This is a genomic window from Corynebacterium sp. (genome assembly GCF_012838985.1).
Classification (GTDB): domain Bacteria; phylum Actinomycetota; class Actinomycetes; order Mycobacteriales; family Mycobacteriaceae; genus Corynebacterium.
Window position 1 is genome coordinate 1 of sequence record NZ_DUOE01000008.1, and the last position, 22,378, is coordinate 22,378.

27 protein-coding genes are annotated in these 22,378 nt (G+C 69.2%); 14 read left to right on the top strand and 13 right to left on the bottom strand.

Annotated elements, in window-relative coordinates; genetic code table 11:
- Window positions 1-217 (bottom strand): metallophosphoesterase (locus tag GXZ33_RS00300; protein ID WP_291338874.1); only part of this gene is annotated, 217 nt, incomplete at its 3' end.
- A 36-nt stretch (window positions 218-253) separates the two neighbouring features.
- Complete coding sequence (locus tag GXZ33_RS00305) at window positions 254-787, bottom strand: DnaB-like helicase N-terminal domain-containing protein (RefSeq protein ID WP_291338875.1); 534 nt, start codon at window positions 785-787, stop codon at window positions 254-256.
- Between the two features lie 155 nt (window positions 788-942).
- On the opposite strand from GXZ33_RS00305, the gene GXZ33_RS00310 reads away from it, so the two are divergent.
- From GXZ33_RS00310 to GXZ33_RS00320, 3 genes are all read left to right on the top strand, one after another.
- A complete protein-coding gene (locus GXZ33_RS00310; RefSeq protein WP_291338876.1) occupies window positions 943-1,968 on the top strand; it encodes a hypothetical protein in 1,026 nt (341 codons plus the stop codon).
- Between the two features lie 11 nt (window positions 1,969-1,979).
- Window positions 1,980-2,147, top strand: coding sequence for a hypothetical protein (locus GXZ33_RS00315; RefSeq protein ID WP_291338877.1), 168 nt, complete (start codon window positions 1,980-1,982; stop codon window positions 2,145-2,147).
- A gap of 75 nt (window positions 2,148-2,222) precedes the next feature.
- Window positions 2,223-2,834, top strand: a complete 612-nt coding sequence (locus GXZ33_RS00320; RefSeq protein WP_291338878.1) for a hypothetical protein — start codon at window positions 2,223-2,225, stop codon at window positions 2,832-2,834.
- 20 nt (window positions 2,835-2,854) lie between these two features.
- On the opposite strand, the gene GXZ33_RS12625 is transcribed toward GXZ33_RS00320, so the two are convergent.
- Window positions 2,855-3,640 (bottom strand): VOC family protein, encoded by a 786-nt coding sequence (locus tag GXZ33_RS12625; protein ID WP_363236657.1) that lies wholly within the window; start codon window positions 3,638-3,640, stop codon window positions 2,855-2,857.
- Between the two features lie 122 nt (window positions 3,641-3,762).
- Window positions 3,763-5,172, bottom strand: a complete 1,410-nt coding sequence (locus GXZ33_RS00330) for a DUF4185 domain-containing protein (RefSeq protein WP_291338879.1) — start codon at window positions 5,170-5,172, stop codon at window positions 3,763-3,765.
- Between the two features lie 77 nt (window positions 5,173-5,249).
- On the opposite strand from GXZ33_RS00330, the gene GXZ33_RS00335 reads away from it, so the two are divergent.
- Window positions 5,250-6,407 carry a PQQ-dependent sugar dehydrogenase gene (locus tag GXZ33_RS00335; protein ID WP_291338880.1) on the top strand — a complete coding sequence of 386 codons (1,158 nt, stop codon included), beginning with the start codon at window positions 5,250-5,252 and terminating at the stop codon, window positions 6,405-6,407.
- 30 nt (window positions 6,408-6,437) lie between these two features.
- Here the strand turns inward: GXZ33_RS00335 and GXZ33_RS00340 are convergent, their stop codons facing one another.
- The 5 genes from GXZ33_RS00340 to arfB all read right to left on the bottom strand — a co-directional run bounded on the left by GXZ33_RS00340 (window position 6,438) and on the right by arfB (window position 10,333).
- Window positions 6,438-7,844, bottom strand: coding sequence for an SMI1/KNR4 family protein (locus tag GXZ33_RS00340; protein ID WP_291338881.1), 1,407 nt, complete (start codon window positions 7,842-7,844; stop codon window positions 6,438-6,440).
- 73 nt (window positions 7,845-7,917) lie between these two features.
- Window positions 7,918-9,096, bottom strand: a complete 1,179-nt coding sequence (locus tag GXZ33_RS00345) for an RtcB family protein (RefSeq protein ID WP_291338882.1) — start codon at window positions 9,094-9,096, stop codon at window positions 7,918-7,920.
- Window positions 9,097-9,163: 67 nt separating this feature from the next.
- Complete coding sequence (locus GXZ33_RS00350) at window positions 9,164-9,457, bottom strand: amphi-Trp domain-containing protein (protein WP_291338883.1); 294 nt, start codon at window positions 9,455-9,457, stop codon at window positions 9,164-9,166.
- A 75-nt stretch (window positions 9,458-9,532) separates the two neighbouring features.
- Window positions 9,533-9,886, bottom strand: a complete 354-nt coding sequence (locus tag GXZ33_RS00355) for a hypothetical protein (RefSeq protein WP_291338884.1) — start codon at window positions 9,884-9,886, stop codon at window positions 9,533-9,535.
- Window positions 9,887-9,889: 3 nt separating this feature from the next.
- On the bottom strand, window positions 9,890-10,333 hold the full coding sequence (arfB, locus tag GXZ33_RS00360) for an alternative ribosome rescue aminoacyl-tRNA hydrolase ArfB (RefSeq protein WP_291338885.1): 444 nt from the start codon (window positions 10,331-10,333) through the stop codon (window positions 9,890-9,892).
- Window positions 10,334-10,390: 57 nt separating this feature from the next.
- Here arfB and GXZ33_RS00365 point away from each other — a divergent pair, with 57 nt between their 5' ends.
- Window positions 10,391-11,098, top strand: a complete 708-nt coding sequence (locus GXZ33_RS00365) for a PIG-L deacetylase family protein (RefSeq protein WP_291338886.1) — start codon at window positions 10,391-10,393, stop codon at window positions 11,096-11,098.
- A 110-nt stretch (window positions 11,099-11,208) separates the two neighbouring features.
- On the opposite strand, the gene GXZ33_RS00370 is transcribed toward GXZ33_RS00365, so the two are convergent.
- Window positions 11,209-11,781 carry a methyltransferase domain-containing protein gene (locus GXZ33_RS00370; protein ID WP_291338887.1) on the bottom strand — a complete coding sequence of 191 codons (573 nt, stop codon included), beginning with the start codon at window positions 11,779-11,781 and terminating at the stop codon, window positions 11,209-11,211.
- Window positions 11,782-11,796: 15 nt separating this feature from the next.
- Window positions 11,797-12,261: an ester cyclase gene (locus tag GXZ33_RS00375; RefSeq protein WP_291338888.1), complete on the bottom strand. Its 465-nt coding sequence runs from the start codon at window positions 12,259-12,261 to the stop codon at window positions 11,797-11,799.
- 158 nt (window positions 12,262-12,419) lie between these two features.
- Between GXZ33_RS00375 and GXZ33_RS00380 the strand changes: the two genes are divergently transcribed.
- Both GXZ33_RS00380 and GXZ33_RS00385 read left to right on the top strand, forming a co-directional pair.
- Complete coding sequence (locus GXZ33_RS00380; RefSeq protein ID WP_291338889.1) at window positions 12,420-12,638, top strand: heavy-metal-associated domain-containing protein; 219 nt, start codon at window positions 12,420-12,422, stop codon at window positions 12,636-12,638.
- A 66-nt stretch (window positions 12,639-12,704) separates the two neighbouring features.
- Complete coding sequence (locus GXZ33_RS00385; protein ID WP_291338890.1) at window positions 12,705-14,561, top strand: cation-translocating P-type ATPase; 1,857 nt, start codon at window positions 12,705-12,707, stop codon at window positions 14,559-14,561.
- Here GXZ33_RS00385 and GXZ33_RS00390 read toward each other — a convergent pair.
- The gene (locus GXZ33_RS00390; RefSeq protein WP_291338891.1) at window positions 14,544-15,314 is read right to left on the bottom strand and encodes a hypothetical protein; all 771 of its coding nucleotides are present in this window, start codon (window positions 15,312-15,314) and stop codon (window positions 14,544-14,546) included. The genes GXZ33_RS00385 and GXZ33_RS00390 overlap by 18 nt on opposite strands.
- Before the next feature lie 32 nt (window positions 15,315-15,346).
- On the opposite strand from GXZ33_RS00390, the gene GXZ33_RS00395 reads away from it, so the two are divergent.
- The 5 genes from GXZ33_RS00395 to GXZ33_RS00415 all read left to right on the top strand — a co-directional run bounded on the left by GXZ33_RS00395 (window position 15,347) and on the right by GXZ33_RS00415 (window position 20,400).
- Window positions 15,347-15,775, top strand: coding sequence for an isoprenylcysteine carboxylmethyltransferase family protein (locus tag GXZ33_RS00395; protein WP_291338892.1), 429 nt, complete (start codon window positions 15,347-15,349; stop codon window positions 15,773-15,775).
- 9 nt (window positions 15,776-15,784) lie between these two features.
- Window positions 15,785-16,300, top strand: coding sequence for an O-acetyl-ADP-ribose deacetylase (locus GXZ33_RS00400; RefSeq protein WP_291338893.1), 516 nt, complete (start codon window positions 15,785-15,787; stop codon window positions 16,298-16,300).
- A gap of 154 nt (window positions 16,301-16,454) precedes the next feature.
- Complete coding sequence (locus tag GXZ33_RS00405) at window positions 16,455-18,242, top strand: BCCT family transporter (protein WP_291338894.1); 1,788 nt, start codon at window positions 16,455-16,457, stop codon at window positions 18,240-18,242.
- Window positions 18,243-18,269: 27 nt separating this feature from the next.
- Complete coding sequence (locus GXZ33_RS00410; RefSeq protein WP_291338895.1) at window positions 18,270-19,568, top strand: cytochrome P450; 1,299 nt, start codon at window positions 18,270-18,272, stop codon at window positions 19,566-19,568.
- Window positions 19,569-19,620: 52 nt separating this feature from the next.
- On the top strand, window positions 19,621-20,400 hold the full coding sequence (locus GXZ33_RS00415) for an SDR family NAD(P)-dependent oxidoreductase (protein ID WP_291338896.1): 780 nt from the start codon (window positions 19,621-19,623) through the stop codon (window positions 20,398-20,400).
- A gap of 163 nt (window positions 20,401-20,563) precedes the next feature.
- Here the strand turns inward: GXZ33_RS00415 and GXZ33_RS00420 are convergent, their stop codons facing one another.
- Window positions 20,564-21,622, bottom strand: a complete 1,059-nt coding sequence (locus GXZ33_RS00420; protein WP_291338897.1) for a biotin/lipoate A/B protein ligase family protein — start codon at window positions 21,620-21,622, stop codon at window positions 20,564-20,566.
- A gap of 33 nt (window positions 21,623-21,655) precedes the next feature.
- Between GXZ33_RS00420 and GXZ33_RS00425 the strand changes: the two genes are divergently transcribed.
- Both GXZ33_RS00425 and GXZ33_RS00430 read left to right on the top strand, forming a co-directional pair.
- Entirely contained in the window at window positions 21,656-21,793 is a 138-nt protein-coding gene (locus GXZ33_RS00425; RefSeq protein WP_291338898.1) for a hypothetical protein, read from the top strand.
- An 11-nt stretch (window positions 21,794-21,804) separates the two neighbouring features.
- A partial coding sequence (locus GXZ33_RS00430; protein ID WP_291338899.1) for a ZIP family metal transporter occupies window positions 21,805-22,378 on the top strand: 574 nt, incomplete at its 3' end.

Genomic DNA, 22,378 nt, shown 5'->3' on the forward strand with positions numbered 1-22,378 from the left:
GCACCCAGCCGCTGCCCTGGAAGCAGTCGCCGTTGTCGACGATGACCGTGTGCGGATTCTCCTCCCGGATCTGCTCGAAGAGGGTCTTCATCCGGGCCACGCCGCCGGCCCGCCGGTACACGGGCTGCCCGTCCTCCAGATAGAACTCGTCGTGGGTCTCCAGCTGTCCGTGCAGGTCGGCGGTCTGCAGGATGGTGATGTGCGTCGTGTCTGTCATGGTGTTACCTCCTGCGGCCCACCCTAGTGGTGTGGCTCACATGGTGGTGGGCTTCTCGACGTCCCGCCTCCGGAACGTCTGCCGCCGCTCCCACGCGGCCCGCTGCGCCCGCCCGTGCTCCACCAGCGCCGCGAACAGCTCCTCCTCCGGCAGGGACACCCCGGCATGCGTCAGCGCCGCGGCCATCGCCTGGAACTGCCGACGGTAGGAGTACCCGAGCACCTGGTCGGCGTAGTCGGTGACCAGCTCCGGGACCACCCGCAGCATGGCCACCTCCAGGAGGACGCGGTGCACGGAGGCGCGGGGGAGCGGCGCCCGGTCGCCCATCTCCGTGAGCGCCGACCGCAGACTGCCGGCGTCCACCGGCCTGCCGGCACTCCGCCGCTGCGCGATCACGCCGAACAACGCGCCGTAGTGCGGATCGTAGAAGTCACCCGGCTGCAGGACCCGGCACACCTCATCACTGGCCGGGTGGTGTGTACCCGCCCACATGAGGCCGCACAGCAGGAGCGCCTCCGACTCGATCAGGGGCTGGACCGGGACATCGTCCTCGACATCAGGGGCGTGCATCGTCAGAACAGGCCGGTCGTGCTCAGCGCGGTGACCCCGCGGAAAAGTCGTGACATGGTGCCTCATCGTATCCGAGCGCGGGGCGGACGCCAGCGGAATCAGGAGCAGAATCAGCGGCCTTCGGCGCCCCGCCTGCCACGCCTACACTCGGGCCGGTGAACGTCACCATCCACCGCGACCTCGGCACCCCGGACTCCCCGCATCAGGCGGCCCGTGACGCTGCTGCACTCGGGGAACAGGCGGAGCAGGCCCTGCTGGGTCACACGGACTTCCACCACCGGGCAGACACCCTGGCGGCCCACGCCGGCGACGAGGATGAGACACAGCTGCTCGTCCTGCTCCATGACGCGACCGCACCCCTCGGGTTTCTCCACGTCTTCCTGCCGCGCCGCGAGAACCTCAGCACCGTCCACGTTGAGGCGAGGCTTCGTCCGGGACGCGATCCGCGCCCGCTTCTCGACGCACTCTGGCCCCCGTTCCTCGACCTGTGCCGGCAGGAGCGGCGCACGGCGCTGACCTGGTGGGAGCACACCCGGCAGGACCATCCGACCCTGGTCCCGGCGACGGGGACCGGGGCAGTGGAACGCACACCACTCACCGACTGGTTGCAGTCCCGCGGTTTCGTGCTCGACCAGGTGGAGGTGTCGAGCACCCTGCGGCTGCCGGTGGTGGTGGGGGAGGGGGACGTCGATGAGCACTACCGGGTGGTGACCTGGCAGGGGTCCACCCCGGAACACCTGGTGGAGGGGATGACTCGGCTGCGTGCGCGGATGTCCACGGACGCGCCCACCGGCAACCGGGAATCAGACGAGGCGGTGTGGGACGCCGCGCGGGTGCGTCGCGAGGAGGAACTGGCCACCGCCGCCCTGCGCGACCTGTTGTGGGCGGTGGCACTCAACACGGCGGGCGAGCCCGTGGGCTACACGCTGATCGAGTGCCCCGCGGGGCAACCGGAGACCGCCTACCAGCTGGACACCCTCGTACGGGCCGAGGACCGCGGACACGGCCTCGGTCTGGCTCTCAAGCAGGCCAACCTGTCCCAGCTGCAGGGGCGGTACCCGGCGGTGCGGCGCCTGCACACGTGGAACGCCGGGGAGAACCGGTGGATGCTGGGCATCAACCGGACCCTCGGTTTCACGCCGACCAGTGCCGTGGGGGCCTGGCAGCGGAATCGGGAGTAGAATCACCCCTCGTGAAGAACCTCCCGTATATGCTCGCGCTCGTGGCGGTGGCCTTCGGTGCCCTGCTCCTGTACCTGGGTGAGCTGGATGATGCCCCGGGGCTCGGCGGTATCGGCCTGATCCTCATGGTGGGGTCCGTGGTGCTGGCGGTGCGTCACGCGCGCAGGTCGCGACGTTAACCGTATTTTCATCCGCTCTCATCCCACCGTAAGATCCCGCTTGGTTGGTCAATGTGAGGTCGAAGGTGGAATCAGATGAGTGTGGTGCGGAAGCTCCTGACCGTGGTCGGTGGAGTCGCTCTCGTGGCGGCGATCCTGGTCGGAGGGTTCATCTGGGGGAGTTCCTCCTCCTTCCTCGACGCCCCCGTGGAGACACATGAGGAGACCTCCACCTCCGAGATCATCAACGCCGTGGAACGCCGGGAGGAGATCGTCCTGCTGAGCACCGCGACGCAGGGCCTGCACACCGTGCAGAAGGAGACCCGGATCTTCCGTTGGGACCTCCCGGGCACCCGCCGGACGAACATCCTGCAGTACAGCTTCAACTCCAAGCTGGGCATCGACGGCCGCGACGTGAAGATCACGGAGATCGGCCCCGACCTCTTCCGGGTCACCATCCCGCCGTTCAAGGTCATCGGCTACATCGACCCTGAATTCAAGACGGTGCACCGGGAGGGCAAGGTGCTCAGCTTCGTCACCGAGAAGATCGACTCCACCGAGGCCGTCATGGAGATCCTCGACGACGGGAAGCGGCAGGAGCACATCGAGCTGAACCGCGAACTTCTGAAGGATCAGGCGCGCAACTTCTACACCGGCATCATCCACGCCATCGACCGGGACGTGGACCTCCAGTTCGAATTCCGCTGAGGCCGCTGCGGTCGCTGTGGTCAGGACGGTCCGGGCAGACCACGACGGAAACGCATCTCCGGATGCACCGACGGTGCGTGCAGGAGACAGCTGAACCACGGGGTCGGGGGATCGACGCGCCGGTATCCCCTCATGCCGACCTCGTGGCCGGCCCGGATCCAGAACATCTCCAGCCAGGCCTCCAGCGCCAGCCACAGCTGGTCCCGGGGCGTGAGCCCCTCCGGCAGGTGGGTGAGCACGTCGCGCACCACACCCGGGACATCCACGTGCAGCGGTACCGGCCACGGCGCAGGATCGTCGGTCCAGCCGTCAACCGCGACGACGCAGTCAGGGAAGTACAGCAGATCCGCCGACAGGCTGATCGCGGCACCGGGAGTGACCTGGGAGTCCTGCGCCGCAGAGTGCAGTGTGTCCTCCAGCGCAGCCGCCAGCTCCACGCCCACTGACGCCCACCCGGGCCGCTCCGAATGCATGCCCACGTTGATCACCCGCCCGGCGGAGTCCCGGTAGAAGAACCGGGTGACGCCCCAGGGCTCCTCGGTGAGGGGGTGGACGATCTGCCGGCCGGAACGCAGGACGCGCAGGTGCGCCTCGTGGATGTCGTCGACGAACACCGACACGTCCGGATTGACCGGGGCGGTGGCGTCCTGCGTGAGCAGGGTGAGCTGGTGACCGTCGTCGTCGGCCAGGGTGGCCACCCACCCGTGATCCATGACCACCCGCATGCCCAGAGCTTCTCCGTGCTCATGGATGGCGTCGGTGAGGTCCGGCACGGTCAGGTTCGGCACGACCCTGCCGATCTTCATGGCCCCAGGGTACGGGAGGGCCTGTCTCAACCTGTCGGATCTGTTCCGGAGCACCCTCCCGTTACCTGGGGAAACGTGCCCTGCAGATGTGCAGATCCGACAGGTTGAGACACCCGCCGCGCCTATCCGTTGCCCAGCGGCACGATGAGCAGGTCGGTGGTGGAGTCCAGGAGGCCCTGCTCCGGTGCGGTGTCGGCGGTGACCTCGGTCTGCTGGACACGGATGACACTCTGGTCACCGACGCGGCTCTCCGGGGCCATCTCCGTGGTCCGGGTGGCCTGCGGGGCCATGCGGGACTGCGGGGCGAGCGACTCAGCCACATCCGGGGCGCCGATGCCGAAGAACTTGTCCAGGCCCGTCACGTTGAACTGCGTCGAGTTGTACCGGCGGTCGTTCGAGGTCCGCCACTGGGAGACGACCAGGTCCATGCTCCCGATGGTGGAACCCGGGACGATGTAGCCGCCGTAGACCTGGGCGAAGTTGCCGGCGTCCTGGGGAGCGTCCCACGAACCGCCGAGGATGACCCGGGCCGGGGTGATGGAGTCCCAGTCGTCGGTGATGTTCTCGGTGATGCGCACCTCGACGGAGTAGGTCTCGGCGTTGAACATGGCCAGGACCCAGTGTCCCTCGATGTAGCGCAGGGACATCTCGCCGGCGGCGACCTTGTCCTTCAGGACCGGGGTGCCGGTGAAAGCAGCGCTCCACTGACCGGTGGTGGGGTTCCAGTGCTCCCAGGTGGTGCGGTCGGCGATCTGCTCCGGGCGGAAGCGGGAGAGGTGGACGTCGTCGGCACGCTTGAACTCGGAGGACATGACGTAGACGTAGCCGTCCGGGCCGTTCTCCCAGGTGATGAGGTTGCCCATGCCCTTCATGTGGGAGGTGGGCGTGGTGCCGAGGGATTCCCAGGTGGCTCCCTGGTCCTGCGACCTCCAGATCTCGGTGCGCAGCACGTTGCCGATGCCCTTGTTCCACATGCCCTGCAGGTAGAGGGTGCCGTCGATGTTGATGACGTCCGAGGGGATGAGCGTGAGGCCGTCCCGGTGGGCGTAGTCGATGAGCTGCTCGACGCGGTCCCCGTCGTTGAGGGGGCGGAGGATCCTGATGCGGCCGTCCTCATCCAGGACGGCGACGACGCCGACGGGGCTCATCCACTCGCCCCGGCCGAAGCTGGCGCCGCGGAAGGAGTCACCGAAGAGGACGGCGAACTCCTCGCCGACGCCGATGCCCGCCATGATCCCCAGGTCACCGGTGAGGAAGCCGACGTTCTCGGAGATGCCCTGGCCGAGCAGGTCACCCACCACGGTGATCACCAGCGGGCCGTCCACCAGGTCCTCGCCGAACTCGACCTTGTTCTGCGGGCCGCGGGTGCCACCGGAGCTTCCCGACGACCCCGAGGACCCCGAGGACCCCGAGGAACCGGAGGAGCCGGAGCTGCTGGAGCTCTGCGCGGTGGCTGGGGGAGCTGTCACGACGGAGACGGCCGCCACGGTGACGGTGAGGGACAGTGCGAGACTGCGGAGGGTCTTGTTCACGAGTGAGGACACTACCAAGGAACAGCCGTCGTACAGGAGCGGAGACAGATCAGATGTCCGGCGGTTAGGGTGGTCGCATGCGTCGAATTCCCGCCCTGCCCACTCTGCTGTCGGCTGCCTCCCTCGTGCTCGCCGGATGTTCCTCCGAGGCTGCGGACACTCCGCCGCCGTCCTCGGGGACGACGGTCTCGGCGACCGCGTCCACGACGGACGAGACCCCGGATGCGGGTGAGGTCCGTGACTTCGTCGTCACGGCGCACGGCACCTTCAACACGGGGTGGGCGATGACCTTCCTGCCGGGCACCGACCATCTGCTCATCGCGGAGCGACGCGGCGCCCTGCAGTTGCGCGACCAGACCACGGGGAAGGTCACCGAGGTCACCGGACTGCCGGAGGTCCACGCGCAGGGCCAGGCGGGTATGCACGACATCATCCCGGGTCCCACCTTCGAGCAGGACGGCATGGTCTACCTGAGCTGGGTGCGGTCGCACACCAACGGCGCGCAGGGCGTCGTGGGCCGCGCGTACCTGGACACAGTCAACCACCGGCTGGTCGGCCTGGAGGAGCTCTGGGAGCAGACCCCGGCCGCCGGCAACGGGCACCTCTCGCTGCGGCTGCTCATCCGGGACGGCTTCCTCTACGTCACCTCGGGCGACCGCCAGGAGATGAGCCCCGCGCAGGAGCACGAGACCAACCTCGGCTCGGTCCTGCGCCTCACCCTCGACGGTCAGCCCGCGCCGGGTAATCCCTGGGGCACGGAGCAGTGGACGATGGGGCACCGTAATCCGTTGGGCATCGACACCGATGCGCAGGGCCGTATCTGGGTCTCCGAGATGGGTCCGCAGGGCGGCGACGAGCTCAACCTGCTCGTCGAGGGCGACAATTACGGTTGGCCCGAGGTGTCGATGGGTGTCCACTACAACGACGACCCCATCCCGGATCACGCCCCCGGCGACGGCTTCCACTCTCCGGCGGCGTGGTGGGTGCCGTCGATCTCGCCGGGCAGCCTCCTCATCTACTCAGGGGAGCTTTTCGACGGCTGGTCCGACTCCGCCCTCCTCGGCGGGCTCTCCGGCGAGCGGATCGTCCGTGTGGAACTGGGGGAGCCGGCGCGGGTCGTCGACGAGTGGGAGATGGGGGCGCGCATCCGGGCGCTGGCCGAGGCTCCTGACGGGGCGATCTGGGTCCTCGAGGACGGGCCCTCGGGCCGTCTGCTGGAGCTGCGCCCCGCCTGACTCGCGGGGAAGAACAGGGCCCGCGCCTGCTCACAGGCTGCCTGAGGCGGTGTGCACCGTCAGCGGGGCGGCGGGGCGGAGACGGTTGCACAGCTCGACCTGCTCGGCCAGCGGCATCTCCCGCGTGAACGAGACCCGGTGCAGACGGGGATGGGCGGCGAGCTCCTCCACGTCGGTTCCCTCCGCAGGACAGGAGAGGGACTCCAGGCGGGGCAGGGAGACGAGCGTATCGGCACCCCGCAGCTCCCCGATCCCTGACACCGTCACCGTCCGCAGCGTGGGGTGCCCGGCCAACGGGCTGAGGTCGACGTCGGCGATGTCCTGGAGACTCAGCTCCTGCAGGGGCAGGTCCTGCAGGCCGGTGAGGTCAACTGTCCCCGTGTCGCGGATGATGATCCTCTTGAGGGCGGGGGCCTGGGCCAGAGTCGCGCCGTCGATGTGGGAGAAACCGAAGAGACGCAGCGACTGCACGGAGGAGGGGACGTCATCCACGTGGAGGGGGCGGGGATCCGTGGGGCGCGCCCTGTGGTCCAGTCGGAGGTCCTCCGGCCAGGGGCTCCGACGCCCCTGCAGGAAGTCGAGGAGGGAGTCGGCGTGGAGGAAGGGGCCGTCCACGAGGTCCGGCCCGAACTCGAGGATCTGACCGGCGGTGCCGTTGGGGCCGGGCACGGTGTCGATGGCCAGGTGGTTGCCGCTGTGGTCGTGGGCGAAGGGGATCCACCCCGGATGCACCAGCCGAGGCTGCAGGGCCCCCGGGATGCCCAGGTCGAAGGCGGCATCGGTGTAGGGGCCCTCGGCGGCCAGATCACTCCACATCGCGTGCTCCCGGGCGATCTCCGCAGTGCCCAGCAGCGACCAGCCGGCGGTGAGCGAGTCCTCGCGGGCAGGGCTTCCCCCACCTTCCCCGGGGGCGTACCCGGCGCCGTTGACCAGGCGCAGCAGTGTCGCCAGCTGTGGCGGCACCGGCTGGCCGAGGGCGCGGGCCAGTTCCTCCAGGTCGGGGTCACCCGCGGGGGCGGACGCCTCGTAGTCACCGGCGTGGGTGTTCCACAGGTCGGCGAGCTCGGTGGCCGCAGCGGAGTCGACCGGGGGCAGGGGGACCGGCTGCTCATTGAAGATGACCGGGCGGAGGATGATCTCGCTGACGTCGCCGGAGGCGGCGGTGGCCGTCCACGTGCCGTCACGGTGGACATGGAGCTTCACGGTCCAGGTGCCGTCGGGGTCGGGCAGTGACTGCCGGACCTGTGCGCCGGCAGCAGAGGTGTCATGGTTCGGGTGGCGCCGGGTGGCCTCATCACCGTGGCAGGTGAGTCGACGGGAACTGGAGCCGGGGGAGAAGGTGCAGTGCAGGGTGACGGAGGTGGCGGTGACGTCGGTGGTGAGCACGGGGGCGAGGTCGGCGGCGGCGGCCGACAGGTGATCGGTGCGCAGAGGCATGTGGTCAGTGTCCCCGCGTCGGTGGGGTCCTGCAACCGTCACCGTGGAATCAGGTCGTGGTGTTGCCGGAAGGCTACAACCCCTTGACGTTGACCACCTGGCGCAGGGTGTGGCGGATCTTCACCAGGGAGACGGCATCCTCCATGACCACGTCGATCGGCTTGTAGGCGGCCGGGATCTCGTCGACCCACTGCTTGCCGGGGCGGTAGATGATGCCACCCATCGCGGCCTCGAGGTCGGCGGCGGTGTAGCGCTTCTTCGCCTGCGTGCGGCTGAGCACCCGGCCGGCGCCGTGCGGGGCGGAACGCAGGGCCTCGTCATTGCCCAGGCCCTCGACGACATAGGAGCGGGCCCCCATCGAGCCGGGGATGAGCCCCGGGCGGCCCGCGGAGGCGTCGATGGCACCCTTCCTGGTCAGCCACACCTGCAGGCCCCCGATGACGGCGGGCTCGGTGTAGTTGTGGTGGGAGTTGATGCGCTCGACCTCGCCGACGTCGGCGTCGCCCATGAAGTCGGCGAGTGCCCAGGCGAAGCGGTCCATCATGTCCTCGCGGTTGAGCAGGGCGAAGTGCTGCGCCCAGCGCAGTTCCCGCAGGTAGCGGTCGAACTCCGGGGTGCCCTCGCGCAGGTAGGCGTGGTCGGGGTGGTTGAGTTTCACGCCCTCGCGTCGGCACTGTTCCTTGGCGGCCCGGATGTGGACGCGCGCGATCTTGTTGCCCACGCCGCGGGAGCCGGAGTGGAGGAACATCCACACGGCGTCGTCCTCGTCGAGGCACAGCTCGATGAAGTGGTTGCCGCCGCCGAGGGTGCCCAGCTGCACCTTCCAGTGCGGGGAGTGGGAGAGGTCGACGTCGTCACGCCGGGCCAGGTCGGAGAGCTCCCGCAGGCGCGGCGCGGTGAAGGGGAAACGGTCGGTGCGCTTGTTGTAGTTGCCCGGGGAGAGCGGGATGACGTGCTCCAGGGTGTCGCGCAGGCGGGTGAGGTCCCGGCCCTCGAGGTCGGCGGCGGTGTAGCGGGTGCGGGCGGCGATCATGCCGCAGCCGATGTCGACGCCGACGGCCGCGGGGATGACCACCCCGACGGTCGGGATGACGGTGCCCACCGCGGAGCCGAGACCGGCGTGGGCGTCGGGCATCAGCGCGATGTGCGGATGGATGAAGGGCAGTTCACCCAGGGAGAGGGCCTGGTCGCGGGTGGCGTCGTCGAGAAGCGAGGCCCAGGACTTGACGGAATCAGAAAGAGAGACGGGCACAGGGTCCTTCCGTGGTGGTGGGGGAGCGTGACGGAACCCGTGACGACGGGGCCGTCACGGGTCGCGGTCAGTTGATGACGAAGCCGGAGCGTGGATCGCGGCCTTCGAGCGGGGTGCCGTCGGCCTCGATGGGCCATTCGATCTCCAGCTCGAGTTCGCGCTTGAGCACACGCTTGCCGGTGTTCTGGACCTCCATCTCCACGGTGAAGGTCTGCGGCAGGTCCATGGAGACCTGTCCGTCGCCCTGCCCGAGGGTGAGCTCGCCTTCGCGGATGCGGGCGGCCAGGTCCTCGAACAGGTCGGCCAGTTCGTCACGGTTGAAAGTGGCCTTGCTCTTGAGCAGTTTTCCGGGTTTCCTCATGATGCTCCTCCTTCCTTACTAAGTCCATGATCTCATACCTTAATAAGTTGGTAAAGAGTCCTGAGCTGGCGAAACTCACTCCAGGGGAAGTTCCGTCCAGGTGACCGTGACCGACGGGTCCGCAGCCTCCGCCACGCCGCGCAACTCCTCCGCGTGGTGGGCGACGGAGTCGAAGGCGTCCTCGCCGCTGGACGTGATCCACGCGGTGACGGCCCCCTCGGACAGCCGGACCGGTGCCGGGAAGCAGCAGCCGCCGGAATAGGCGACCCCGGCCTCCCGCGGCATCCCGGACCACCATCCGGTGAGCGCCTCCCACACGGCGTCCCCGGCGGAGGTGAGGTCGACCCGCAGGGTGACCGACGACTCCTCCGTCCACCGCACCGGGCCGCGCCGGGCCCAGTCGTAGTTCAGCGCGTAGCGCCGGGCCATGCCTCACTCCCGGTCCGGTCGCCGGCGGGTGGCCTTGAGTTCCGAGCGCCGACGCTTCTCCGCCAGTCGACGCCGCACCGACCCCCGCGTGGGGCGCGTCTTCCGGCGCGGGGGCGGGGGAGGGGCGAGCGCCTCGCGGAGGAGGGCGGCCAGGCGACGGCGGGCCTCCACGCGGTTACGCAGCTGTGAACGCTGCTCGGAGGCCTGCACCCGCAGTACCGTGCCGGCCAGGCGGGGCCGGAGGTTGCGCAGGGCGCGGCGCCGCTGGGCGTCGCTGAGCGCGGAGGTGGCCGCCAGGTCGATCGACAGCTGCACCTTGCTGTCGGTGGTGTTCACACCCTGACCGCCCGGGCCGGAGGAGCGGGCGAACTGTTCGTTGAGGTCAGCGCCCGGAATCACCAGTCCGTCCGGGATACCGGGGCCGGGGTCGAGGTGCAGGGGGTCCATGGCCGCGAGTATAGGCAGCGCCACCCTCCGGCGGCCGGGAGCGCTAGAGTGGGTGGCATGACAACAAATGTGCTGCCTGATCTGGACTGGAGTGCTTTCCGACGCGTCCTCATCGTCGTCGCGCACCCCGACGACGCCGAATACGGCCTCTCCTGCGCCGTCGACATGTGGACCCGCGCCGGGGTGGAGGTCGGCTACCTGCTGCTCACCCACGGCGAGGCCGGGATCCGCCACCTCGACCCCGCCGAGGCCGGCCCCCTGCGCGCCGAGGAGCAGCGCCGGGCCTGCGAGAGCGTCGGCGTCACCGACCTCACTCTGCTGGACCACCCCGACGGCCAGCTCATGGACTCGATGGAGCTGCGCCGCGACATCGCCCGCCACATCCGGCAGTTCCAGCCGGACACCGTCATCACCGCCAACTTCGATCTCGAGGCCTACGGCTCCTACAACCAGGCCGACCACCGTGTCGCCGGACTCATGACCGTCGACGCGGTCCGTGACGCCGACAACCCCTGGGTGCACCGCGACCTCGACCTGCCGGCGCACAAGACGCAGCGCCTGCTCATCGCCAACGCCAGCGACGCCACCCACCGCGTCACCGTCGACGAGGCCGGCGTCCGCGCGGGCATCGAGTCCCTGGCCAGCCACAAGGTCTACTTCGAGGCCCTGCCGGACCACCCCGAGCCGGAGGAGTTCATCCCGATGATGCTCGAGCAGCCTGACGGCGCGCAGGCCGTCGCCTTCCGGGTGTTCGACCCGATCTAGCGCCAGCTTGATTCGGATCCACATCCCCGGATCCACCCCTCCCGGCGCGGGACAGGTTCGAGATCAGAGTGCGCCCGAACATCTCCTCTCGAACATGTGGTTCCGGCGGGTCAGCCGCGACGCCGCAGCAACGGCACGAAACGGAACGCGCCGTGCTCGGTGATCGCGGCCTCGTCCTCGTTGATCCGCTCGACCCGCAACATCGTGCCGTCCACCGGGATGACCATCACGCCGCCGATGCGCAGCTGGTCGATGAGCTCCTGCGGCAGGGTCGGGGCCTCCGCGGAGACGAGGATCCGGTCGAAGGGGCCCTGGCCGGGCAGTCCGAACACGCCCTCCGTCGCCTGGTGGACGGTGACGTCGCGGCCGACCGCGTCGAGGTTGGACTGGCCGAACTCGACGAGCTCGGGGACGAGTTCGACGGCGGTGAGGTGGCCGGTGCCGTCGAGAAGCTCGTGGAGCAGGGCGGTGGTCCACCCGGAGCCGGCGCCGACGTCGAGGACGCGGTGGCCGGGGTGGACGTCGAGGAGCCGGAGCATGAAGGCCACGGTGTAGGGCTGTGAGTTGGTCTGCCCGTGACCGATGGCGATGGGCAGGTCGTAGGGCGCGTGACGACGCGCCGCCGGCGGCAGGAAATCCGCCCGGTCGACGCGCGCCATCACCTCTCTGATCTGGTCATTCATACTTTCCGAGGGTACCTACTTCCTCCCCGGCGGCGGCTCGATCAACCCCAGCTGGATGAGCATGTCGAGGGTGTTGCGCATGCCCCAGTGGGCGACGATGAGCTTGCCGCGGGTGTGGAAGATGTGGACGGCGTCGATGGTGTACGGGCGTCCGTCCGCCTTCTCGCCGTGGATCGCGGCGATGCCACGGCCGTGTTCCGTGACGCGTGCGATGATGCGGTCGGGGGTCTCGATGATCGCCTCCTCCTCGACATGGATGCCGAGGGTGCGGGAGAGATACTCGAGGGTCTGCAGGTAACCCTCGAGTCCGCGGGGGCTGCCGGAGGGGTCGGTGAGGTCGAGGAAGTCCTCGGCGAACAGCTCCTCGAGTCCGTCGAGCTTGCGGCTGTTGATGGCGTCACGGATGCGGAAAGCGCTGGTCAGGGCGGGGTTCTTCTCGCAGTCGGTCATGGTGGTCTCCTTCGGGGTGGGACAGGTCACTTGAGGGTGATTCTATTACCGCAGAAACCACCGGACAATGGTCCGTTCCGCAAAATCGGGGACTTCCGGGCTGATTGATCCACGTCAAGGAACCCGCCGCGCGGGGGCCTTAGCGTCAGGGGTGTCAGGAAGAAGAAACCACCCGGAAGGACACGACCATGACCACCACCACTCTCCGCTCCGACGAGTTCTCCTGCCCGTCGTGCGTGAACAAGATCGAGACGAAGCTCAACGGCCTGGAGGGCGTCGAGAAGGCGGAGGTGAAGTTCTCCTCCGGCCGCATCCTCATCACCCACGACCCGGACACGGTCTCCGTCAGGGAACTCGTCGACGCCGTCGCCGCCGTCGGCTACACCGCGAAGCCGTCGAACATCTAGGTATCCCCGCACCGGACGATGACGTCCCAGGTGACGGAAAGGTCCGGAAAGGACAAGGACACAGTCATGAAGAACTGGAACACCTGGGGCGTCGTCATCGTCTCGGGACTGCTCATCACCATCTCACTCATCACAGGCTCCGACCTGCTCATGCTCGCGGCGGCCGTGGTCGCCGGCTACCGCATCGCCATCTCGGCGGTGCAGGCGCTGCGGATCCGCCTGGTCTCCATCGACCTCCTCGTCGTGGTGGCCGCGGTCGGTGCGCTGTTCATCAACAACTACTGGGAGTCCGCGGCGGTCACCTTCCTCTTCGCGCTCGGCAAGGCGCTGGAGCAGGCGACCCTCAACCGCACGCGCCGGGCTCTCGCCGACCTCGTCGAGGCCGCCCCGGAGACCGCCACACTCCTGCGCGACGGCGAACCGGTGACCGTGGAACTCTGGGAACTTGTCCCCGGTGACGTCGTGCTCGTCCGCAACGGCGAGCAGGTGCCCGTCGACGGCCGCGTGCTCACCGGTCACGGCGGCGTCGACGAGGCCACCATCACCGGCGAATCCGTCCCCGCCGAGAAGTCCGCGGGATCCGAGGTATTCGCCGGCACGTGGCTGCGCTCCGGTGTGCTGCGCGTCGAGGCGGTCGGCATCGGCTCCGACTCGACGTTGGCCAGGATCATCCACCGCGTCGAGGACGCCCAGGACGACAAGGCCCGCACGCAGACCTTCCTGGAGCGCTTCTCCGCCTGGTACACCCCGGGTGTCATGCTCGGCTCGCTGCTCGCCGGCGTGCTCACCCGCGACGTCGAACTCGCCCTGACGCTGCTGGTCATCGGCTGCCCCGGCGCGCTGGTGATCTCGATCCCGGTCTCCATCGTCGCCGGTATCGGGCGCTCCGCGAAGGACGGCGTGCTCATCAAGGGCGGCGAGTACCTGGAGACGGCCGCGAAGGTGGATACGGTGGTCGTCGACAAGACGGGCACGTTGACCAACGGCCGCCCGGAGCTCACCGACGTCATCGCCCTCGACGGCTGGACCGGCGATGAGGTGCTGCGGCTCGCCGCCCGCGCGGAGACCGCCTCCGAGCACCCGCTCGCCGAGGCCGTCATCCGGGGCGCGGAGGCCCGGGGACTCGAGGTCCCGCTCGTCGACACCGCCGAGCCCGTCGCCGGCCGCGGCATCCGCGCGCACGTCGACGGCCACGAGATCACCGTGGGTTCCGCCGAACTGCTGGAGGTGGCGCCCGACCCGGCACCGGTCCGTGAGCTCAACGAACTCGGTCGCACCGCCATGTACGTCGGCGTCGACGGCCGCGCCGTGGGCATCGTCGCCGTCGCCGACACCATCCGTGACGACGCCCCCGCCGCCGTCGCCGAACTCCACCGCCGCGGCATCCGCGTGGTCATGGCCACCGGCGACGCCGAGCGGGTGGCCCGCAACGTCGCCGCGCACCTGGGTGTCGACGACGTCCGCGCGGAACTCATGCCGGAGGACAAACTCGACATCGTGAAGGAACTGCAGGACGCCGGCCACGTGGTCGCCATGGTCGGCGACGGCGTCAACGACACCCCGGCGCTCGCCCGAGCCGACATCGGCGTGGCCATGGGCGCCGCCGGATCACCGGCCGCCATCGAGACCGCCGACATCGCCCTCATGGCCGACCGCCTCCCGCGCCTGCCCCACGCGCTGGGCCTGGCCCGCCGCACGGTGCGCACCATGCGCGTGAACATCTCCATCGCGCTCGGCACCGTCGCGCTCCTGCTGGCCGGCGTCCTCCTCGGGGGCGTGACCATGTCGCTCGGCATGCTCGTCCACGAGGCCTCGGTGCTGCTGGTCATCGCCATCGCGATGCTGCTGCTGCGACCGACGCTCAAGGCGGAGCCGGTGGTCGCGCGCCCGGCGGCGGAGCGACCGTCAGTCGAGGTCGGTTGACACCGCCGGGAAGGAGATCGTGCGGGGACCCGTCGGGTTCGGCTCGGCGAGCTCCTCCGCCTCCATCGTGATCGCCCACACCCCGGGCGGCGGTGGAGGCGGCGGCTCGGGGGCCTCCTCCACGACGACCCGCTCCGGCAGCACCGGCACGGGGGCCACGTCGCCGACACCGATGTCGATGAAGGACTCCCCGTCGACCACGAAGACCCGCACCCCCAGCGCCCCGTCCTCGAGCGGCACGTACTCGAGCTGGCCGACCATCTCACCCTCGACCCACACGTCGACACCGTCGACCTGGCCGAGCATCTGCCGGTTCCCACCGCTCAACGTCGCGGGGAGGCGGCCGCCCTGGGGGAGGAGCCGGGTGCCGTCGACAAGTGAGTTCCAGGGGACGGTGAGCTCGGGGGAGGGGAGCTCCAGGGCGACGTCGAGAAGCCCGCGTTCCTTGTTCACCGACACCCGCGCCCACGCCAACGGCTCACACTGCGCCTGGTGGACGCGCTCCAGTTCGGGGAAGACCTGGCGCAACGGCCCCGGCACCGACCCGATCGTGCCGAACTCCCACCGCACCCGCCAACCACCGTGGATGAAGTCCGGGATCAGCCGCACCGGGATGAGCGTGCCCCCCGGCTCCATGAGCTCCGCGGCCCGCAGATTCGAGAACAGGATCGCCTGACTGACCTTCTCCACCGGCAGCGAGTGGACGTCCGTGCCCACCGGAGGGCGGGCGAGGGGGTAGCTGGGAACGGCCATGTGTACAGCCTAGCCGCGCTAGCGTGGGCGCCATGAGGATCCCACCCGCCGGACTGTTCACCCTCGCCGCCGGAGCCCAACTGCTCACCGGACGCTTATCGACGCCCCGCCTCACCCGCGCCACACCCCTCCTCGTGGCCTCCGGCGCGCTGGGCGTCGCGGCGCTGGGAGGCTTCGCGCGGGCGGGGACGACCTTCGACCCCGTGCGGATCGACCGGGCATCAGTGCTGGTCACCGACGGCGTGCTCGCACACACCCGCAACCCGATGTACCTCGCGCTCGCCGGGGTGCTCGTCGCGCACGCCGTCGCACGGGGCTCGTGGGCCGGCCTGCTGCCTGTCGCCGGGTTCGTGTGGGCCGTCGACCGTGGCCAGATCGCGGCGGAGGAGGCCGTCCTGCGCGGGAAATTCGGCCCGGAGTACGAGTCCTACCTCCGGCGCGTGCCGCGCTGGATTGCCTAGGCTGGCGGCATGAAGCTGCGCATCGAACCAGGTGACATCACACGCGTGCGTGCCGACGCCCTCGTCAACGCCGCCAACTCCGGACTCCTCGGCGGCGGCGGTGTCGACGGCGCCATCCACCGCGTCGGCGGCCCGAGCATCCTCGCCGAGTGTCGCGAGCTCCGAGCCACGACGCTTCCCGACGGCCTGCCTGCCGGACAAGCCGTGGCCACCGGGGTCGGGGACCTGCCCGCCCGGTGGGTGATCCACACGGTCGGCCCCGTCTGGTCCGCCACCGAGGACCGCTCCGCCACCCTGCGGTCCTGCTACCGCGAGTCGCTGCAGCTCGCGGCGTCGCTGGGCGCCCGGACCGTGGCCTTCCCGGCGATCTCCGCCGGCGTGTACGGCTGGCCGATGGACGACGCCGCCCGCATCGCGGTGGAGACCTGCCGCGCGGTGGGAGGGGTGGAGGAGGTCATCTTCGTGCCCTTCGGGGAGGTGGCGGAGGCGGCTTTCCGGGCGGCGCTGGGTGCTGAGGACAATTAGTTAGGGGATTGTTATGGATCTCCTCCACCGCAGGTGGGGCCGCTGATTCCGGCCGGGCGGGGCCACATGTGCAGTCAAGTTCCGGTGTCGATTCCGCCCGGGCCCCGCTTACGTTGAGGTGGACCCCTGTCCACCGACCCCGAACGGGAGCCCCATGCTCACCCGCCTCGCCTCCGCCCTGCGCCTCAAGACAGATCCGGCGGTGTACTTCGCCACCGTGGGGGCCGTCCTCGCCTTCGTCGTGCTGACCATCGTCGCCGGCGACTGGGTCGGGGACGTCTTCGGCGCCGCCACCACCTGGATCCTGTCGAACCTCGGCTGGTTCTACATCCTCGGCGTGACGGTGTTCCTCCTGTTCCTCATCGTCGTGGCGGTCAGCCGTTACGGACACGTCCGCCTCGGCGCCGACGACGAACGCCCCGAGTACTCCACCCTCGTGTGGTTCGCGATGCTCTTCGCCGCCGGCATCGGCACCATCCTCATGTTCTGGGGCGTGGCGGAACCGATCTCCCACTTCGCGAACCCGCCCATCGGCGACGTCGCCCCGGAGAGCACCGAGGCCGCCCGGCAGGCCATCGCGATCACCCACTACCACTTCGGCCTGCACACCTGGACCATCTTCGCGCTGCCCGCGCTGTGCTTCGCGTACTTCATCTACAAGCGCAAGATGCCGCCCCGCGTCAGCTCGATCTTCTCCCCGCTGCTCGGCTCCCGCGTCTACGGGCCGATCGGCCGGACCATCGACGTCATCGCGCTCATCGGCACCATCTTCGGTGTGGCCACCTCCGTCGGCCTGGGCACCCTCCAGATCAACGCGGGCCTCAACGACCTCTTCGGCCTGACGTTCTCTCCCGTGGTGCAGGTGGCCATCATCGTGGTGGTCACCACCGTCGCGTGCCTCTCCGTGGCCGCCGGCCTCGACCGCGGCATCAAGATCCTGTCGAACGTCAACATCTGGATGTCCATCGGCCTGCTGATCTTCGTCATCATCGCGGGTCCGACCGTCATGGTGCTCAAGGGCACCATCGAGTCCTTCGGCATCTACCTCTCCCGCCTGCCTGAGCTGGCCTTCTGGAACAACGCCATCCCCAACAGCCCCGACAACGCCACGTGGCAGAACACCTGGACCGTCTTCTACTGGGCCTGGACCATCACCTGGTCACCCTTCGTGGGCATCTTCATCGCCCGTATCTCCCGCGGCCGCACCATCCGTGAGTTCGTCGCGGGTGTCCTCGGCCTGCCGGTGGTGTTCTCCCTGATCTGGTTCGGCGTGTTCGGCGCCTCCTCCTTCCTCATCGAGCAGGACGGCGGCGGCCTGGTGGACCGCGTCGCCGTCGAGGGGGACATCCCCGGCGCGCTCTTCGAGTTCCTGTCCCATTACCCGGCCGCGACATTCATGTCCGGCTTCGGCATCCTCATCGTCGTCATCTTCTTCACCACCTCCGTGGACTCCGCCGCGATGGTCACCGACATGATCGCCTCCGGTAAGGAACCTGCCTTCGCGCCCACCCACCAGAAGGTCACCTGGGCGGTGCTCATGGGGGCGGTCGCCGCCGTGCTCCTGGCCGCCACCGGTGAGGGCGGACTCTCGGCGCTGCAGCAGATCATCATCGTCATCGGACTGCCCTTCTTCGTCATGGGCTTCATCATGATGTTCAGCCTCGGGGCCGCCCTGAAGAACGACCTCGGGGCCCCGGTCCCCACCGTCACCCGCCAGTGGGCGCCCGCCGAGACCGCCGAGGAGTGGGAGGAGATGGAGCAGGCCCCGTCCCCGGAGCCCATCGGCCCCATCCACCACATCCCCGACGACGAGAACGACAGCCACATCAACCCGGCCGTCCTCGGCGCCGTGCTGGAGGAGTACTCACGCAGCCAGGACGACGGGCCCGATCACCCCGACTACACAATCGTCGAGGAGACGGAACCGGAAGGGCGTCGATAAGTGGTTGTGCATGTGTAGGTTGGACGTATGACGACCCAGCCAACTGCCCGTGTCCGACTCGAACAAGGCCTCTCCTTCCTCCGCTCCGGCTACCTCTTCGCCTCCCGCATGAGGAAGAAGGCCGGGGTGCCCGCCACCTCCCACGACCCCGTCGCCGTCACCCTGCTGGGCAGGACCTCCCACCTGGTGCGTGGAGCGGAGGGCGTGCGCCTGTTCTACGACTCCTCCCGCATCAGGCGTGACGGCGCCATGCCGAAATTCATCCAGGTGCCGCTGTTCGGCAACGGTGCCGTGCACACCCTGGACGGCGAGGAGCACCAGGTGCGCAAGAAGGCGATGGCCGACCTCGCCTACGACGATGCCCGCGTCGCCGACTTCGCCGACCTCGTCGGTGATGAACTGGAGAACACCCACCGCCGCTGGATCACCGAGGGTGGCACCGTCCACGACGACACCGCCCTGGCCTTCGGCCGGGCCGCCTTCCGCTGGGCGGGCATCCCGATGACGGACGAGGAGATGAACCGGCGTGCGAAGCAGATGAACCGTCTGCTCGACACGTTCGGTGACCTCAGGACCAACCCGATCGCCGCCTTCGAGCGCCGGCGTCTCAACAAGTGGGCGGAGGGCGTGATCAGGCAGGTCCGCGCCGGGGAGATCACCGCCCCCGCCGACTCGGTGCTCGCCCACATGGCTGACCTGCGCGGCGTTGACGGTGAGCTTGTCGACGCCGCCGTCGCCGGCGTCGAGCTCCAGAACCTCACCCGTCCCACCGTCGCCGTCGGCCGCTTCGCGGCCTTCGCCGCCGTCGCGCTCGTCGAACACCCCGAGTGGGCGGAGCGCATCCGACGGGCCGCCGGCGACCAGCTCACCGGCGTGCACGAGGCCGTCGCCTTCGCCCAGGAGGTGCGCCGCACCTCCCCCTTCGTGCCCATGCTGCCCGGCCTGCTCACGCAGGACACCGAGTTCTCCGGCTGCCCCATGAAGAAGGGCCAGCGGGTGCTGCTCGATTTCGTCGGCACCCTCACCAGCCCGCAGGAGTGGGATGACGCGGGATCCTTCGACCCGGAGCGCTTCCTGCCCTATGCCGGTATGGAGGAGGCCGAGTCGATCGAGGCCTTCATCCCGCAGGGTGGCGCTGACGTCTACACCGGGCACCGCTGCCCGGGGGAGAAGATCGCCCTCGCGGCCCTGTCGGCGGCCACCGTGATGCTCACCCGACCCACCCTGGAGATCTCCACCGACGTCGAGGATCTCACCTTCCCCTGGACGAGGATGCTCACCCGACCCGCCACCGGAGTCCGGGTGCGCGCCGCCCGGCAGGGGTGATCTGACTTACAGTGGGGGGGCACACTGTCACATCGACCACAGGAGTTCCCCCATGTCCCTCCAGGATTTCGCAGGCCAGACCATCATCGTCACCGGCGCCGGCTCCGGTATCGGCCGCGCCACCGCCCTCCAGCTCGCACAGAGGGGAGCGCACGTCATCGTCGCCGACATCTCCGACTCGGCCGACACCGTCGTCGAGGAGATCACCTCCGCCGGTGGGCAGGCGACCGCCGCCATCGGTGACATCTCGGACCAGCAGGTCGTCGACGACGTGGTGAAGCTGGCCGTCGACACCGGCGGCCGCCTCGGCCTGGTCAACAACGCCGGCATCATGGACAAGTTCGACGGCGCCGCCGAGACCGAGGACGCGGTGTGGGAGCGCTGCCTGCGCATCAACCTCACCGCCCCGTTCCTGCTCACCCGTGCCGTGCTGCCGCACATGCGGGAGGCAGGCGGCGGCGCGATCGTCAACACCGGTTCCGCGGCCTCGATCCGTGGCGCGGCGGCGGGTGCGGCCTACACCGCCTCCAAGCACGGCATCGCGGGGCTGACGAAGAACACCGCCTACACCTACGGGCGCGAGAACATCCGCTGCAACCTCATCGCCCCCGGCGGCGTGGAGACCAACATCATGACCACCTCGGCGGCCGTCAACGAGGGGGACATCGACCCCTCGCACGGCCTCGCGGCGATCACCCCGATCCACGAGTCCGCCCTGCGCAACGCACAGCCGGAGGAGCTGGCGGCGACGATCGTGTTCCTGCTCTCCGACGCCGCCTCCAACGTCAACGGCGTCCTGCTGCCGGTCGACGCCGGCTGGGCCGCGGGATAGCGGGGTAGCGTCCGCGGGGCGTGTCACAACCTGTCGATTCTGTCTTCACGAGCTCACCGGCCACCTGCGGAAACGCGAGCGGCCCGGACACAGAATCGACAGGTTGTGACAGACTTGCCGCGGCGAGGTGGTGCTCCGTGCGTCGCCGGTCACGCGGAGGCCATCACGGCACATGATGCGTCCACGCCTCCGTACCGAATTTCTCCGTCACCAGTGCATGTGCCGCCGCAAGGTCCTCCTCGGTGAGCGAGGCCGGTTCCGCGCCGTAGCGGTTGCTGAACTCCGCGACCATCGTCTCGATGATCTCCTCCCGCGGCGCACCCGTCTGTCTCCGCAGCGGGTCGACGCGCTTCTTCGCCGACCGCAGTCCCTTCGACGCGAGCTTCACCTTGCCGACACGCAGCACCTCCATCATCTTGTCGGCGTCGATGTCGTAGCTCATCGTCGCGTGGTGGAGGACGGCCCCCTTGCGGCGCTTCTGCGCGGCGCCGCCGATCTTGCCGCCGTCGGAGGTGATGTCGTTGATCGGCTCGTACCAGGCGTTCACGCCGTGGCGGGCCAGGGCGCCGAGGACCCATTCGTCGAGGTAGGCGTAGGAGTCCTCGTAGGACAGGCCCGCCACCATCGACTCCGGGACGTACAGGGAGTAGGTGATGCAGTTGCCGCCCTCCATGAACATCGCGCCGCCACCGGAGATGCGGCGCACCACCTGGATGTCATGCTTCTCGACGCCCACCGAGTCCACCTCATTCACATAGGACTGGTAGGAGCCGATCACCGTCGCCTTGTCCTCCCACTCCCAGAACCGCAGGGTCGGGCCGCGCTCACCCGCGGCGACCTGGTTGAGCATGAGCTCGTCGAGGGCGACGTTGACCTGCGTCGGCAGGGGGCCGGGGCGGATGATCTGCCACTCGTGGTCGGTGAAGTCGGTGCCGCCGGAGACGGCCCGCTTGACGGCGACGGCGACGTCGCGGGTGGTGAAGCCGTGGAGGGCGAGGTCCTCGAACCCGGACAGGGCGCGGTCGAGGCGGGCCTGCAGCTCGTCGGTGGTCTCGCTTGTCGACGCCCCCGTCAACGCCGGTCCGAGCGCCTCGTAGGCCTCGTCCGGCTCAAGGAAGAAGTCGCCGGAGACCCGGGCGTCCGTGATACGCCCCTCATCGGTGGTGACGTCCACGACGACCAGTTTTCCGCCGGGGACCTTGATCTCAAAGTGCTGGTGCATACCGCCCCAGGGTACCCGTGGTAACAAGGGGGCATGGAGTTCAATCTGGAGAAGCTGGTCCACCTCACCCCGCCGGAGGGTGCCGACGAGACGCTCGTGTGCGGGCCCGACGGATGCACGCCGGTTCCGGTCGAGCCTGCCGAGTCGGGCACCGACACTCCGGACGCGTAGTCTCAGGTCATATGTACGATCTCTCCACCGTCCTCACCGCCTTCGGGCTGACGCTGTTCGCGGGTCTGGCGACGGGCATCGGTGGTCTCATCGCCGTGATGAAGAACAACCCCGGCCGGCGTTTCATGGCCGGGGCCCTCGGCTTCTCGACGGGCGTCATGCTCTACGTCTCCTTCATGGAGATCCTGCCGAAGGCCTTCGAGGAACTGACCACGGCCTGGGGTGAACGCGGTGGCTCGTGGGGCGCGGTCGGGGCGTTCTTCGCCGGTATCGGCGTCATCGCGCTCATCGACCGCCTCGTCCCCGAGCCGATCAACCCGCACGAACGCGGTATCGGCGAGGACCCGCAGAAGGCCGCCCAACGCCGCCGCATGATGAAGATGGGCATGTTCACCGCGGGTGCGATCGCGATCCACAACTTCCCGGAGGGCTTCGCCACCTTCATCGCGGGCCTCGAGGACCTGTCCATCGCGTTGCCCGTCGCCGTGGCGATCGCGATCCACAACATCCCCGAGGGCGTGGCCGTCGCCGTCCCGATCCGCCAGGCCACCGGTTCCCGACGCCGCGCCCTCGGCTGGTCCACCC